We start from the raw sequence: 13,245 nt of genomic DNA, 5'->3' as shown, positions 1-13,245 counted from the left end.
GCTACGCGTGCTGCTCCGCGAGGGACCGGAAGCGCTCCGCGGCGCCCCTCGGGTCGCCGCCGCGGTGCAGCTCGCCACCGATGAGCAGCACGACGTCCCGGCCGTAGAAGTCGACGAGCTCCGGGACGCGGTCCGGGCTCATCCCGCCGCCCGGCGTCGGGAGCGACGGCGCCAGCCCCGCGAACGGCCGCGCGCAGCCGTCGGCGATCGCGCGGCACTCCTCCGGCGTGAAGCTGAACCGGCCGCCGTAGGAGGGGAAGATCGCGGCGTCCGCCCCGGACAGCCGCAGCAGCGGGCCGTACAGCACGTCCGGGGCGATGCCGGCCGTCGGCGAGACCGCGAGCGAGCCGAGCAGGGCCGGGTGGGCGAGCAGCACGAAGTCGTCCGGGGTGTTCCGCGCGAGCCAGCGCAGCAGCGGCAGCCCGCCGACGCCCGGGACGACGAGGAGGCCGCCCGCCCCGGACTCGACGGCGATGCGGAGCCGCTCCTCGACCCGCTCCGGCGGCGCGTCGAAGCACGGCAGGTACCGCGCGGCGTGGCCGGACGCGGCGTTGCCCTCGGCGATCGCCTCCGCGATCCGCGGCACGCGCTCCGCGTACGGCGCCCAGCGCTGGTCCCCGAGCCCCTGGTCGTCCTTGATGAGGTCGATGCCGCCCTCGGCGAAGGCGCGGCCGAGCGCCGCGAGGTCCTCCACCGGCAGCCCGACCGGCTTCAGCGCGGTCGCGAGGATCGGCCGGGTCGGCACGCCGAGCACGCGGCGCACCCCCTCGACGCCGAGCGCCGGGCCGCCGCCGACCGCGGCCGCGAGCGCCTTCGGAACGTCGAGGTCGACGAGCCGTACGCCCGGCAGCAGCGCGCAGTTGCCGAACACCATCACGATCAGCTGCGTCAGCTCGTCCCCGACGAGGTCGTCGGGGAACTCGACGGTCGCGAGCGCGAGGTCGGGGCCCGCCTCCTCCACCGACACGACGTGCGCGCGGGAGGGCGCCGCCTTCGCGGGTGCGAGGTCGGGCGGGAACTCGTGGCTCTGCTCGACCGCGAGCGCCTCCGCCCGCGCGGGCGCGTCGCCGACGTCGCCGGTGAGCGCGTAGACCGCGCGCACGCTCATCGCGCGAGCTCCGCGATCGCCGGGCCGAAGGGCGCGTGGAGGACGCCGCGCTCGGTCACGATCCCCGCGATCAGCGACGCCGGGGTGACGTCGAAGGCGGGGTTCCACACGCTCGTGTCGGCCGACGGCGCGCCCTCCCCCGAGCCGATGACCTCGCCCGCGGCGCGCTGCTCGATCGGGATCGCGGCGCCGGACGGCGTGCCCGCGTCGATCGCGTTCCACGTCGCGGCGACGTAGAAGGGGACGCCCGCGTGCTGCGCGGCGATCGCGAGCGCGAGCGTGCCGATCTTGTTCGCGGTGTCGCCGTTCGCGGCGATGCGGTCCGCACCGACGACGACCGCGTCGACGAGGCCGGCGGTGAGCGCCGCGGCCGCGGCGGCGTCGATGATCAGCGTGACGGGCACGCCCGCCTCCTGCAGCTCCCACACCGTGAGCCGAGCGCCCTGCCGCAGCGGCCGCGTCTCGGTCGCGAGCACCTCCACGGGCTCCCCCGCGGCGGCCTTGGCGTAGACGATCCCGAGCGCGGTTCCGCGCCCGGTCGTCGCGAGCACCCCGGTGTTGCAGTGCGTGAGGATGCGGGAGGCGCCCGCGAGCTCGACGCGGCCGAGCTCGCCGATCGCCGCACACGCGTCGCGGTCCTCCGCGAGGAGGGCGAGGGCGACGTCGAGCGGGTCCTCCCCGCGGCGCCGCGCGTCGTGCGCGAGCCCGACGGCGACGCGGAGGTTCACCGCGGTCGGCCGGGCGCCGATCACGCGGGCGGCGACCTCGTCCGGGTCGAGCCCGGCGCGGACGCCGAGGACGTACCCGAACGCGCCGGCGGTGCCGAGCACGTTCGCGCCGCGCACCGCGAGCGTCGCGATCGCGTCGATCACGGCGTCGACCGAACCGAGGTCGACGAACCGCCGCTCGTCCGGCACGCGCCGCTGGTCGAGGATCCGGAGTCCCTCCCCCGTCCACTCGATCGACGCCATCGGTGCCACCTGCGCAGCCGCCGCGGAGGATCCGGTGGTCACCGCCATGCCAGCACCGCCTCCCGGGTCACGTCCGCGAGCATCGCGGCGCTCGGGATGCCCTGCCGCTCCGTGATCCAGCGTCGCGCCGTCGTGAGCGCGGCGCCGGCGGCCTTCACGCGCTCGTCGTGCTCGAGCGTCTGGACGTCGGACACCTTCGCCCAGCCGACGACGCGGCGGACGGCCTTGACACCGCCGAAGCCGACGGCGCGGTGCCACGTCTCCCGCAGCCAGTCCTCGAGGAACCGGTCGGTGAACGCGGAATCGACGCGTTGCGGCCAGAGGCGCCGGAACTCGGCCTCGAACGCCGCCCAGGTCTCGCCGACGAGGCCGGCGACCCAGGTGCGGAACGCCTCGGGGCGCCCGAGCGCCGCGGCGCGCGACTGCGCGAGGAGGACGTTGCCGAAGAGGGCGCCGAGGTCGAACGCGACCGGCCCGTAGACGCCGAACTCGAGGTCGAACGCCTTCGCCTGCACCCCCTCGGTCCCCGGCGGCGCGACGAACACGGAGCCGGTGTGGAGGTCGCCGTGGATGCGCCCCTCGGCCGCCGTCAGGAAGCGCCACTTCAGCTCGGCGACCTCCGCGAGCACGGCGTCGTCGCGCAGCGCGAGCACCGCCGGCGAGACCTCCGCGTCCCAGCCGTTGTGCTCGTGATCGCGGAACGGCTCCGTGAACACGAGGTCCTCCGTGATCCGGCACAGCTCGATGTTCAGCGCGCCGGCGGCGGCCGCGCGGACCTCCGCGGCCGGACGACCGAACGCGGAGGTGCCGAACGCGAGGCGGGCGACGTAGCGGCCGAGGTCGCCGCCCGCGCCCGGCGTGACGCGCCCCTCGTTCAGCGCGGTGCGCCAGACGGTCCAGGAGGAGAGGTCCTCCAGCGCGATGAGGCGGCGCTCCGGGTCGAGGCCGTGGTAGCCCGCGGTCGAGCCGGGCGCGACCCGCGCCGCGTCCTCGTACCCGCGCGCCTCCGCGAAGATCCGGTCCTGCGGCACCGCCCACGAGTGGTCCGTGCGGACGTACGGGAGGGACTGCTTCAGCACCACCGAGGCGCCGGCGGCGTCCTCCGCGATGAAGACGAGGTTGAGGTTGCCGTCGCCGACCTCCCGGACCGCCGCGGTCCCGGGGTCGACCCCGGCGGCGAGCTCCGGGTGCGCGGCGAGGTAGGCCGGAACGGTGTCGACGGTGAGCAGCTCGACGGTCATCGTGCCGCCTTCCTGTTGAAGAGGGCGGAGAAGCTGACGACGAGCGCGCCGACGAGCAGCAGCCCCTGCACGAAGTCCTGGGCGTAGTACGGGGCGTTCAGCATGGTCAAGCCGTTCAGGACGACGCCGACGAAGATCGCGCCGACGACGGTGCCGAACGCGTTCGGCCGGTTCGCGCCGAGCACGGCGAAGCCGATCAGCGCGGCGGACACGGCCTGCAGGAGGTAGTCGGCACCGACGTTCACGTCGCCGCGACCCGTCCGGGCGGCGAGCAGCACGCCGCCGAGGCCGGCGAGGAAGCCGCTGATCACGTAGGCGAGCACGCGGAGGCGCCCGACGCGGGCGCCCGCGAGTCGCGCGGCCTCCCGGTTCCCGCCGACCGCGCGGAGCAGACGCCCGGAGCGCGTGCGGACGAGGAACAGGATGACCGCGACCGTCACCACGACGAGCACGATCACGGGAACGGGCACGCCGAGCACGTCGCCCTGCCCGAGCCAGGTGAACGCGTCGGTGAAGGACCCCTTCGGCGCGGCGCCCTGGTACCCGGAGCCGCTCGCGATCGACTGCCCCGCGGTGATGAGCAGCGAGCCGCCCGCGAAGACGAACATCGTGCCGAGCGTGGCCAGCATGTCGGGCACGCGCGCGACCACGATCAGGAGGCCGTTGATCAGGCCGATCACCGTTCCGGTGACGAGGCCGATGAGCACCGCGAGCACGGGTCCGAGGCCCCAGTAGACGAGGCTCGCCGCCGTGAGCATCACCGTGATGCTCACGGTGGAGCCGACCGACAGGTCGAACCCGTCGACGGACATCGAGACCGTGACGCCGAGCGCGACGATCGCGACGACGGCGACCGACAGCAGGATGCTCAGCAGGTTGAACGTCGTGAAGAACGCGGGCTGCGTCACCGCGAAGACCACGACGAGGGCGGCGAGCAGGATCAGCAGGCCGTAGCGGAAGATCGCGTCGCGCACGCGGGAGAGCGGGCTGCGGCGGGCCGCCCCGGGCTCGCGCGGCGGCGGCAGCACCTCCCCGGGTGCAGGGGCGGTCGGTGCGGTGCGGGTCATGCGGTCTCCTGCGGGCGCGCGGCCCGCGTCATCAGGTCGGCGAGGGTCTCGGCGTCGACGGTCCGGGGGTCGACCTCCCCGACGATCCCGCCGTCCGCCATCACGAGCACGCGGTCGGCGACCTCGAGGATCTCCTCCGGATCCGAGGATGCCACGACGGTCGCGGCCGCCTCGGCGCCGCGGACGAGGCGGGCGATGTCGGCGCGCGCGCCGATGTCGACGCCGCGGAACGGCTCGTCGAGGATCAGCAGGCGCGAGCCGGCGGCGAACCAGCGGCCGACGACGACCTTCTGGCGGTTGCCGCCCGACAGCGACTCGATCGCGGCGCGCGGGCCCGAGCAGACGACGCCGAGCGCGCGGATGAGGTCGGCGGTCGCCCGGTCCTCCGCGCGTCGGCTGAGCAGCGGGCCGCGGCGGTAGCGGGCCAGGTCGGGCAGGGTGAGCGAGTCGGCGACGCTCCACCCGGGCAGCTCGGCGGCGCGCGCCCGGTCCTCCGGCACGAAGCCGACGCCGGCGGCGATGGCGTCGACGGGGTGGGCCGGCCGGAACGGGACGCCGTCGATCGAGATCGTGCCCGCGAGCACGGGACGGACGCCGGCGAGCTGCTCGAGCAGCTCGGTCTTGCCGGAGCCGAGGAGGCCCGTGATCCCGAGCACCTCCCCGCGGCGCACGACGAGCTCGATGGCCGGACCGCCGGGCAGCGCCTGGGCGCCGGCGACGTCGAGCACGACCTCGCCGCCGGTCGCGACCTCCGAGCGCTGCGCGGTCGCCTCGAGGCCGCCGAGGATCGCGTGCGCAAGGCGCTTCGCGTCGAGCGGGGCGGCGAACTCGCCGGCCACGGCGCCGTCGCGCAGGGCGACGACCCGGTCGCAGACGGCGACGGTCTCGCCGAGATGGTGGGTGATGAAGACGACCGCGGTCCCCTGCGCGGCGAGCTCGCGGACGGTCGCGTGCAGCGCCCGCTGCTCGTCGACGGACAGCGCCGCGGTCGGCTCGTCGAGCACGAGCACCGACGGCGCGGTGGCGAGGCCGCGCGCGATGAGCACCCGCTGCCGGTCGGAGACGCCGAGGTCCTCCACCGCCGCGTCGAGGTCGACGCCGGGCAGGCGGTCCGCCGCGATGCGCGCCGCCTCCGCCCGGATGCGACGGCGGGACGGGAACCGGCCGAGCCGGCCGGCGACGAGCAGCGGGAGGACGAGGTTCTCGGCGACGGAGGCGTCCGGGACGAGGGCCGCGTCGACGTCCTGGTGCACCGTCTCGATGCCCGCCTCGCGCGCCTGCTCGGCGCTCGCGAGCCGCACGCGGCGGCCGCGCACCTCCACGTGGCCGCTCGTCGGCGCCTCCGTGCCGGAGAGGATCTTCGTCAGCGTGGACTTGCCGGCCCCGTTCGCGCCGACGAGCCCGAGCACCTCGCCCGCACGCACCTCGAGGGAGACGCCCGCGAGCGCGGTCGTCTCCCCGAAGCGCTTGCCGACCCCGCGCGCGGCGAGGACGACCGTGCGGTCCTCCGTCACTTCACCTCGGCGATGGAGGGCGTCGCGAGGTCCGGGAACGCCTTCACCAGGTCGGGCACAGTGGTGATCTGCTTCGCGCGGAGCACGTCCTGCGTGATGAGGGCGGGCGGCACCTCGAGCGCGCTGTCGACGGAGCCGCCGGTCGCCTTCAGGTAGGCGGCGCGGACGGTGACCGCGCCGACGTTGGCCGGGTCGGTGGCCGCGGTGGCGACCCAGGGGCTGCCCGCGGCGGTGATCGCGGAGATGTCCGCGTTCGAGATGTCCGCGCCGTAGACCTTGACCTTCCCGTTCAGCTTCAGCTCGTCGACGGCCTGCACGGCGCCCTTCGCGAACTCGTCGTAGGGCGCGAGGATCGCGGTGACACCCGGGTGCGCCTGCAGCGCGGCCTTCACCTGGTCGGCGGTCTGGGCGGCGGTGGAGTCGTTCACCACGCCGACCTGCGCGACCTGCTTGAGGCCGGGGTTCTTCGCCTTCACGGCCTTCCAGACGGCGTCGCGCTTGTCGAGCGGCGCGTAGCCCGCGACGTAGGCGTAGATCACCTGCGCGTTCCCGCCGGTCTCGCTGACGAGCTTGTCGGTGATGTCCTTCGCGATCGTCGCGTCGGACTGGTCGACCGTCGTCACGCCGCTGTTGCCGGTGTCGACGTCGAAGGAGACGATCGGGATCCTCGCGTCGATCGCGGCCTTCGTCGGCGCTTTGAGCGAGTCGGTGAAGCCGTGGTCGATGATGATCGCCCCGGGCTTCGTCGCGGTGGCCTGCTGGAGGTTCAGCGCCTGCTTCGCGTTGTCGCCGTCGGCGTCGAAGGTGGTCAGGTTCACGCCGAGCTTCTTGGCCTCCGCGTTCGCGCCGCTCAGCCACTGCTCGTAGTAGTCGCCGGTGCCGAGCTGGCGCACGAGCGCGATCGACACCTGCTTCGTGCCGCCGGAGGACGACGTGCCGGCCGAGCCGGCGCTCTGCGAGCAGCCGGCCAGGGCGATCGCCGCGGCGGCGGCGACGGCGAGCGCCGTGGGCAGGCGGCGGGTGCGCGGGGTCATGGAGGCTCCGTTCGACGCGGGTCGTGCTGTGAGGCGGTGCGGCCTCGACCCGGACCGCGACGCTAACGAGCCCTCGGCGCCGCCGCTCGACCGGGCGACACAGAACGCAACGTGGGCTCAGCGGGTGGTGAGGATCCTCGCCATCACGGTCTCGACGACGTCGTCCGAGGGGTTCGTGACGTGCACCGTGATCCCGGGCTCGTCGGGGCCGAGCGGTTCGAGGGTCGCGAGCTGCGAGTTCAGCAGCGACGCGGGCATGAAGTGCCCCTTCCGCTCGTGCATCCGGCGCTCGAGCTCGAGCCGCTCGACGTCGAGCAGCACGAACAGGGCGGCCGGCTCGCCGGCGAGGATGCGCAGCCGGTACGCGCGCTTGAGCGCGGAGCAGGCCATCACCGGCACGCCGCCGGCGCGGGTCACGTCGCCCATCGCCCGCCCGACCGCGTCGAGCCACGGGGCGCGGTCCACGTCGTCGAGCGGCACCCCGGCGTGCATCTTCGCCCGGTTCGCCGCGGAGTGGAGGTCGTCCGCGTCGAGCGCGACGCCACCGGGCACCCGTGCGGCGAGCTGCGCCGAGACCGTCGACTTCCCCGAGCCGGAGACGCCCATGATCACGAGCGGCGGGATCCCCATGCCGCCGACGCTACCCGCGCCCCCAGGACGTTTCACCGATCAGGACGGATCGACCGACACGCCGCCCCCGGCGCCCGCGGAGGCGGCGTGTCGCCCGGATCGTCCTGATCCGTGAAAGTCGCTCAGTAGAACTCGCGGGTGTTCACCGGGTTGATCAGCGGCTCCCCGTCGAGGTACCGGGTCGCGTTGCGGGCGAACAGGTCCGCGATCAGCGCGTCCTCCCGCTCGCTGAGCGCCGCCGTGTGGGGGCTGATCAGCACGTTCGGGAGGTCCCAGAGCGGCGAGTCCGCGGGCAGCGGCTCCGGGTCGGTGACGTCGAGCGCGGCGAAGCCGACGCGACCGGCGCGGAGCTGCTCGATCAGCGCGTCCTGGTCGATCACGGTGCCGCGGCCGACGTTCACGACCGTCGCGCCCGGCTTGACCGCCGCGAGGACCTCCGCGCTCACGAGGTGCCGCGTCTCGTCCGTCCCGGGCAGGGTCACCACGACGCCGTCGAAGTCGCCGATCCGCGCCGCGAGGTCGTCGGGGCGGACGACCTCCTCCACGCCCTCGACCTCCACGTCCCGGCGGCTCGTGCCGGCGACGCGGACGCCCTGCCGCGCGAGGCGCTCCGCGACGAGGCGGCCGATCGAGCCGAGGCCGACGATCAGCACCCGGCTGCCCTCGAGCCGGCGCATCACCCAGCGCGACTCCGCCCACTCGTGCGCGCGCTGCGCCTCCTGCAGCTGCGGCAGCGTCTTGAACCCCGCGAGGAGGCCGAACTCCGACCACTCCGCGAGCGGCACCGCGTGCACGCCGGCGGTGGTCGTGAAGCGGACGCGGCCGAGCTCCTCCTCGGTCAGCTCCGCGGCCTTCACCTGCGCGCCGCCGCCCGCCGGCATCAGCTGCACCCACGCGAGCCGCGGGTTCGCCCGGATCGCCTTCGCGAGCTGCGACGGCCGCTCCCCCGGGATGCCGTAGAGCACCTCCGCGGATCCGATGCGCTCCTGGAAGCGCCGCTCCTGCTCCTCCGTCCGCGTGAAGTCGGGGTCGCCGCCGTGGTCGCCGGGGTGCCGCTGCGGCGGAAGGAGGTCCTGCTCGACGACGAGGTCGAGGCGCGGCTCCGCGGCGCGGATGCGGTCGGCGAGCTCGTCGGACAGCGGGGTCGCGGCGACGACGCGGAGGCGGCGGTCGGTCATGCGCTCGAGCGTAGGAGCAAGGGTGCGGCCGAGGCTGACGCCGAGGCTTCCGCGCTCGGGTCGGGCGTCGTAGCGTTCGGAAGATGGCGGACCTCATCGAGCGGTGGATGGCCGGCTACGTCTCGGCGTGGGAGTCGAACGACCCGGACGCCATCGCGGCCCTGTTCAGCGAGGACGCGACGTACCGCTTCTACCCCTGGGCGGACCCGGCGGTCGGCAGCGCGGCGATCGTCGCCCGCTGGCTCGACGGCGCGGACGCGCCCGACGACCACGCGTTCTCCTGGTCCCTCATCGGCAGCGACGGCGGCCGCCGCTTCGTGCAGGGCCGCACCGTGTACACCGACGGCCGCACCTACGAGAACCTCTGGATCGTCGACCTGCGCGAGGACGGGCGGGCCACCGCCTTCACCGAGTGGTACATGGAGTCGGCCTCGAAGGCGCTCGGGCCGCACGCCTGACCAGCGAGCGCGGCCGCCCCAGGATCGTCCGCTCCGTGCGGCGATACGCTCGAAGACGGGCAGTCACGAAGGAGATGCACGTGAGCGAGAAGCCGGTCGGCGTCGCCGACATCGGGGTCGTCGGCATGGCGGTCATGGGGTCGAACCTGGCGAGGAACCTCGCCCACCACGGCAATGTGACCGCGGTCTACAACCGCACGGATGCGAAGACGGACGAGCTGATCCGCGACCACGGGTCCGAGGGCGAATTCGTGCCGAGCCACGACATCGACGACTTCGTCGCGAGCCTGAAGAAGCCGCGCGTCGCGATCATCATGGTCCAGGCGGGCAAGGGCACGGACGCCGTCATCGAGCAGCTCGCGGACCGCTTCGAGCCGGGCGACATCATCGTCGACGGGGGCAACGCGAACTTCCTCGACACCATCCGGCGGGAGAAGGACCTCCGCGAGCGGAACCTCAACTTCGCCGGCACGGGCATCTCCGGCGGCGAGGAGGGCGCGCTGAACGGCCCGTCGATCATGCCGGGCGGCTCGGACGACGCGTGGAAGCGGCTGAAGCCGATCCTCGAGTCGATCGCGGCGGAGGCGGAGGGCGAGCCCTGCGTCACCCACATCGGCCACGACGGCGCCGGCCACTTCGTGAAGATGGTCCACAACGGCATCGAGTACGCCGACATGCAGCTCATCGCGGAGGCGTACGACCTCCTGCGCCGCGTCGGCGGCCACGACACCGCCGCACTCGCCGACGTGTTCGACGAGTGGAACCAGGGCGACCTGGAGTCGTACCTGATCGAGATCACCGCGGAGGTGCTCCGCCAGAAGGACGCCGAGACCGGCAAGCCCCTCGTCGACCTCATCACCGACCAGGCGGGCTCGAAGGGCACCGGCGTCTGGACCGTGCAGAACGCGGTCGGCCTCGGCATCCCGGTCTCGGGCATCGGCGAGGCGGTCTTCGCCCGCGCGGTCTCCTCCAAGCCGAAGCAGCGGCAGGCCGTGCAGGCGCTCGAGAAGGGGCGCCCCGAGCCGGTCGCGAAGCCGGACGGGTTCGAGGACGACGTCCGCGCCGCCCTGTACGCCTCGAAGGTCGTCGCCTACGCGCAGGGCTTCGACATCATCATCGCCGGCGCCGAGCAGTACGACTGGCAGATCGACAAGGGCGCCGTCGCGAAGATCTGGCGCGCCGGCTGCATCATCCGCGCACGGTTCCTCAACCGGATCGTGGAGGCCTACGAGCGCGACCAGGAGCTGCCGACGCTCCTCGCGGACGAGTACTTCGCGAAGATCGTCGCCGACGGCGAGGCCGCGTGGCGCCGCGTCGTCTCCACCGCGGCGCTCTCCGGGGTCCCGGTGCCGGGATTCGCCTCCGCGCTGTCGTACTACGACTCGCTCTCCTCCGACCGGCTGCCCGCCGCGCTCATCCAGGGCCAGCGCGACTTCTTCGGCGCACACACCTACGGGCGCATCGACAAGCCGGGCGTCTTCCACACGCTGTGGAGCGGTGACCGCAGCGAGGTCCGGACCGAGGGCTCGGGCCACTGAACGAGCTGCTCCTCGTCCGGCACGGCGAGAGCGAGGGGAACGTCGCGGCCGCGGAGGCGGACGCGGCCGGCGCTCTCCGCATCGCCGTGCCGGCGCGGGACGCCGACGTCGAGCTGTCGCCGACCGGCGTGCAGCAGGCGGAGGCGCTCGGGCGGCGGCTCGGGGCGCTGGCGAAGGACGAGGCGCCGGAGGCCCTCTGGGTCTCGTCCTACCGCCGGGCGCGGTCGACGGCCGACCACGCGCTGTCCGTCGCGGGCCTCGAGCTGCCGACCGTGGTCGACGAGCGACTCCGGGACCGCGAGCTCGGGATCCTCGACGCGCTGACCTGGCGCGGCGTGGAGGAGCTGCACCCGGAGGAGGCCAAGCGCCGCCGCTTCCTCGGCAAGTACTACCACCGGCCGCCCGGCGGCGAGTCGTGGGTCGACGTCGGCCTCCGGCTGCGCACGGTGCTGCGCGACATCGAGGCTGCGGGCGCGGCACGGGTGCTCGTGGTCACGCACGACGCGGTCGTCCTGCTGATCCGCAGCGTTCTGGAGGGCATCCAGGAGGCGGAGCTGATGGAGTCGTCCCGCACCGATCCAGTGCGCAACGCCTCCGTCACCCGACTGGTCCGCAGCAGCGGCCGCTGGGTGGCGGAGCCGGTCAACGACATCAGCCACCTCGTCGGCGAGGCGCCGACGACGGAGCACGGAGCACGGAGCACGGAGGCGAGCATCGAGGCACGCACACCTGAGCCGATCACCGCGGCGGACTCCCGCCGCTGCCGGCACCCGGCGCCGGCAAGCGGGACCGCGGCGACGTGCTCGTCGTTTGCGGCGCCCGCAAGACCCCCGGCGCGGCCGCGCTGACGGGCATCGCAGCGCTGCGGGTCGGCGCCGGACGCCTGACCGTCGCGGTCGCCGAGTCCGTCGCGGGCGCGTTCGCGGTGTCGTTCCCGGAGGCGGGGGTCATCGCCCTCCCGGAGACCACCGGTGGCGCGGTCGCCGGGCACCGCGGCGCGGACGCCGTGGCGGAGGACCTCGACGTCGACTGCATCGTCGTGGGCCCCGGCCTCGACGACCCGGACGAGGCGCGGGCGCTGCTCGAGCGGCTCGTCCCCGCGATCCCCGAGCGGACGGCCGTGCTGCTCGACGCGTTCGCGCTCGGCGCGCTCGGCACGGCCCCGGAGCTCGGCGAGCCGCTCCGGGACCGGCTGATCCTGACGCCGAACACGACCGAGGCGGGGTTCCTGCTCGGGAAGGACGTCGACGACCTGGAGGACGCCGCGCACGAGGTCGCCGAGCGGTTCGGCGCCGTCGTCTCCGGTGGCGGCATGGTCGTCGAGCCCTCCGGACGGACGCGGGTCGTGCAGGCGGGCGGCCCGGGCCTCGGCACCTCCGGGAGCGGGGACGTGCTCGCCGGCGCGATCGGCGGCCTCGTCGGCCGAGGGGCGGGCGCCGCGGACGGCGCCTGCTGGGCGACCTACCTGCACGCGCGCGCCGGCGACCGGCTCGCGGAGCGCATCGGACCGCTGGGCTTCCTCGCCCGCGAGCTCGCCGACGAGCTGCCCCTCGTCCTCGCCCGCTCCGCCTGACGCGCCCCCTCCCCCTTTTTGCTCACGCTTCTTGCCGCCGCGACGACCTCGAGGCGGCAAGAAGCGTGAGCAAAGTTCCGGGGGTGCTCCGGAGCGACTTCCGGGGTGCGGCTCGCAGGCGGGGTCAGTGGACGGAGAAGCCGCCGTCCACCGCGATGCTCTGGCCGGTGACGTACCCGGAGGCCGGGCTCGCGAGGAACAGGGCGGCCGTCGCGAAGTCCTCCGGCAGCCCGTTGCGGCCGACCATCGTGCGCTGCGCGAGCGCCGCGACGCGGGCGGGGTCCTCCTGCAGCCGCGCGTTCAGCGGCGTGAGCACGAAGCCCGGGACCAGCACGTTGCTCGTGACGCCGGAGGCCGACCACGCCTCCGCCTGCGAGCGTGCGAGGCCTTCGAGCGCGGCCTTCGAGACGCCGTACGCACCGCTCTGCACGAACGCCCGGTGCGCCTGCTGCGAGCTGATCGCGATGAGTCGCCCGAACCCGCGCTCGGCCATCCCCGGGCCGAACCGCTGCCCGAGCAGGAAGGGCGCGTCGAGGTTGAGGCGCATGGTCGCGTCCCAGACCGCCTCGTCCACCTCGGGCATCGGCGGCCGGAGGTTCACGCCGGCCGCACTGACGACCACGTCGGGCTCCCCGGCCGCCGCGACGATCGCCTCCGCTGCAGCGCGGACGCCGTCGCGCGCGCCCAGGTCCGCCGGGACGACGAGCACCTCGCCCTCCATGGCCGCCGCCGCGGCGGCGAGCCGCTCGGCGTCGCGGGCGACGAGCACGGTGCGGGCGCCGGCTCCGGCGAGCGCCGCGGCGATCGCCCGCCCGATCCCCGAGCTGCCGCCCGTCACGACCGCGGTGCGCCCCTCGAGCGAGAACAGGGCGGACAGGTGCTCCGAGACGGTCATGCCCCGAGCATTCCGTCTCGAAGGAACTGCTGCGCGAC

At 74.5% G+C, this 13,245-nt stretch carries 13 protein-coding genes; 4 read left to right on the top strand and 9 right to left on the bottom strand.

Translation table 11 applies throughout. The features are described 5' to 3' along the window. Position 1 precedes the first annotated feature (1 nt). The 8 genes from CLV52_RS06430 to CLV52_RS06395 form a co-directional block, all read right to left on the bottom strand. The gene (locus tag CLV52_RS06430) at positions 2–1,108 is read right to left on the bottom strand and encodes a RuBisCO large subunit C-terminal-like domain-containing protein (protein ID WP_133765417.1); all 1,107 of its coding nucleotides are present in this window, start codon (positions 1,106–1,108) and stop codon (positions 2–4) included. Next, positions 1,105–2,127 carry an S-methyl-5-thioribose-1-phosphate isomerase gene (gene mtnA / locus CLV52_RS06425; RefSeq protein WP_246017984.1) on the bottom strand — a complete coding sequence of 341 codons (1,023 nt, stop codon included), beginning with the start codon at positions 2,125–2,127 and terminating at the stop codon, positions 1,105–1,107. The genes CLV52_RS06430 and mtnA overlap by 4 nt, the downstream gene beginning before the upstream one ends. Continuing rightward, positions 2,118–3,320, bottom strand: coding sequence for an S-methyl-5-thioribose kinase (gene mtnK, locus CLV52_RS06420; RefSeq protein ID WP_133765416.1), 1,203 nt, complete (start codon positions 3,318–3,320; stop codon positions 2,118–2,120). Before mtnK ends, mtnA begins: the two co-directional genes overlap by 10 nt. Further along, positions 3,317–4,387 (bottom strand): ABC transporter permease, encoded by a 1,071-nt coding sequence (locus CLV52_RS06415; RefSeq protein ID WP_133765415.1) that lies wholly within the window; start codon positions 4,385–4,387, stop codon positions 3,317–3,319. The genes mtnK and CLV52_RS06415 overlap by 4 nt, the downstream gene beginning before the upstream one ends. Further along, complete coding sequence (locus CLV52_RS18315; protein WP_162850731.1) at positions 4,384–5,901, bottom strand: sugar ABC transporter ATP-binding protein; 1,518 nt, start codon at positions 5,899–5,901, stop codon at positions 4,384–4,386. Before CLV52_RS18315 ends, CLV52_RS06415 begins: the two co-directional genes overlap by 4 nt. Then, a complete protein-coding gene (locus CLV52_RS06405) occupies positions 5,898–6,935 on the bottom strand; it encodes a substrate-binding domain-containing protein (RefSeq protein ID WP_133765414.1) in 1,038 nt (345 codons plus the stop codon). The genes CLV52_RS18315 and CLV52_RS06405 overlap by 4 nt, the downstream gene beginning before the upstream one ends. A 117-nt stretch (positions 6,936–7,052) precedes the next feature. Continuing rightward, positions 7,053–7,565, bottom strand: a complete 513-nt coding sequence (locus tag CLV52_RS06400) for a gluconokinase (protein ID WP_133765413.1) — start codon at positions 7,563–7,565, stop codon at positions 7,053–7,055. A gap of 122 nt (positions 7,566–7,687) precedes the next feature. After that, positions 7,688–8,743: a D-2-hydroxyacid dehydrogenase gene (locus CLV52_RS06395; protein ID WP_133765412.1), complete on the bottom strand. Its 1,056-nt coding sequence runs from the start codon at positions 8,741–8,743 to the stop codon at positions 7,688–7,690. A gap of 83 nt (positions 8,744–8,826) precedes the next feature. On the opposite strand from CLV52_RS06395, the gene CLV52_RS06390 reads away from it, so the two are divergent. The 4 genes from CLV52_RS06390 to CLV52_RS06375 all read left to right on the top strand — a co-directional run bounded on the left by CLV52_RS06390 (position 8,827) and on the right by CLV52_RS06375 (position 12,312). Next, the gene (locus CLV52_RS06390) at positions 8,827–9,201 is read left to right on the top strand and encodes a nuclear transport factor 2 family protein (protein ID WP_133765411.1); all 375 of its coding nucleotides are present in this window, start codon (positions 8,827–8,829) and stop codon (positions 9,199–9,201) included. 80 nt (positions 9,202–9,281) lie between these two features. Next, entirely contained in the window at positions 9,282–10,739 is a 1,458-nt protein-coding gene (gene gndA, locus CLV52_RS06385) for an NADP-dependent phosphogluconate dehydrogenase (RefSeq protein ID WP_425455665.1), read from the top strand. Then, positions 10,736–11,587 (top strand): histidine phosphatase family protein, encoded by an 852-nt coding sequence (locus CLV52_RS06380; RefSeq protein WP_342773142.1) that lies wholly within the window; start codon positions 10,736–10,738, stop codon positions 11,585–11,587. The genes gndA and CLV52_RS06380 overlap by 4 nt, the downstream gene beginning before the upstream one ends. Beyond that, positions 11,539–12,312: an ADP-dependent NAD(P)H-hydrate dehydratase gene (locus tag CLV52_RS06375; protein ID WP_246017983.1), complete on the top strand. Its 774-nt coding sequence runs from the start codon at positions 11,539–11,541 to the stop codon at positions 12,310–12,312. Before CLV52_RS06380 ends, CLV52_RS06375 begins: the two co-directional genes overlap by 49 nt. A 124-nt stretch (positions 12,313–12,436) precedes the next feature. On the opposite strand, the gene CLV52_RS06370 is transcribed toward CLV52_RS06375, so the two are convergent. Continuing rightward, positions 12,437–13,207 (bottom strand): SDR family NAD(P)-dependent oxidoreductase, encoded by a 771-nt coding sequence (locus tag CLV52_RS06370; RefSeq protein WP_133765408.1) that lies wholly within the window; start codon positions 13,205–13,207, stop codon positions 12,437–12,439. Positions 13,208–13,245 lie beyond the last annotated feature (38 nt).

The organism is Amnibacterium kyonggiense, assembly GCF_004364555.1.
GTDB lineage: Bacteria > Actinomycetota > Actinomycetes > Actinomycetales > Microbacteriaceae > Amnibacterium > Amnibacterium kyonggiense.
The sequence above is the reverse complement of the archived record's forward strand: the minus strand, read 5'-3'. Positions and strand labels throughout refer to the sequence as shown.

Excerpts from the sequence above, each read along its gene's own strand:
- CLV52_RS06430 (WP_133765417.1), bottom strand. The coding sequence starts at position 1,108 with ATGAGCGTGCGCGCGGTCTACGCGCTCACCGGCGACGTCGGCGACGCG.
- mtnA (WP_246017984.1), bottom strand. The coding sequence starts at position 2,127 with ATGGCGGTGACCACCGGATCCTCCGCGGCGGCTGCGCAGGTGGCACCG.
- mtnK (WP_133765416.1), bottom strand. The coding sequence starts at position 3,320 with ATGACCGTCGAGCTGCTCACCGTCGACACCGTTCCGGCCTACCTCGCC.
- CLV52_RS06415 (WP_133765415.1), bottom strand. The coding sequence starts at position 4,387 with ATGACCCGCACCGCACCGACCGCCCCTGCACCCGGGGAGGTGCTGCCG.
- CLV52_RS06405 (WP_133765414.1), bottom strand. The coding sequence starts at position 6,935 with ATGACCCCGCGCACCCGCCGCCTGCCCACGGCGCTCGCCGTCGCCGCC.
- CLV52_RS06400 (WP_133765413.1), bottom strand. The coding sequence starts at position 7,565 with ATGGGGATCCCGCCGCTCGTGATCATGGGCGTCTCCGGCTCGGGGAAG.
- CLV52_RS06395 (WP_133765412.1), bottom strand. The coding sequence starts at position 8,743 with ATGACCGACCGCCGCCTCCGCGTCGTCGCCGCGACCCCGCTGTCCGAC.
- CLV52_RS06390 (WP_133765411.1), top strand. The coding sequence starts at position 8,827 with ATGGCGGACCTCATCGAGCGGTGGATGGCCGGCTACGTCTCGGCGTGG.
- CLV52_RS06370 (WP_133765408.1), bottom strand. The coding sequence starts at position 13,207 with ATGACCGTCTCGGAGCACCTGTCCGCCCTGTTCTCGCTCGAGGGGCGC.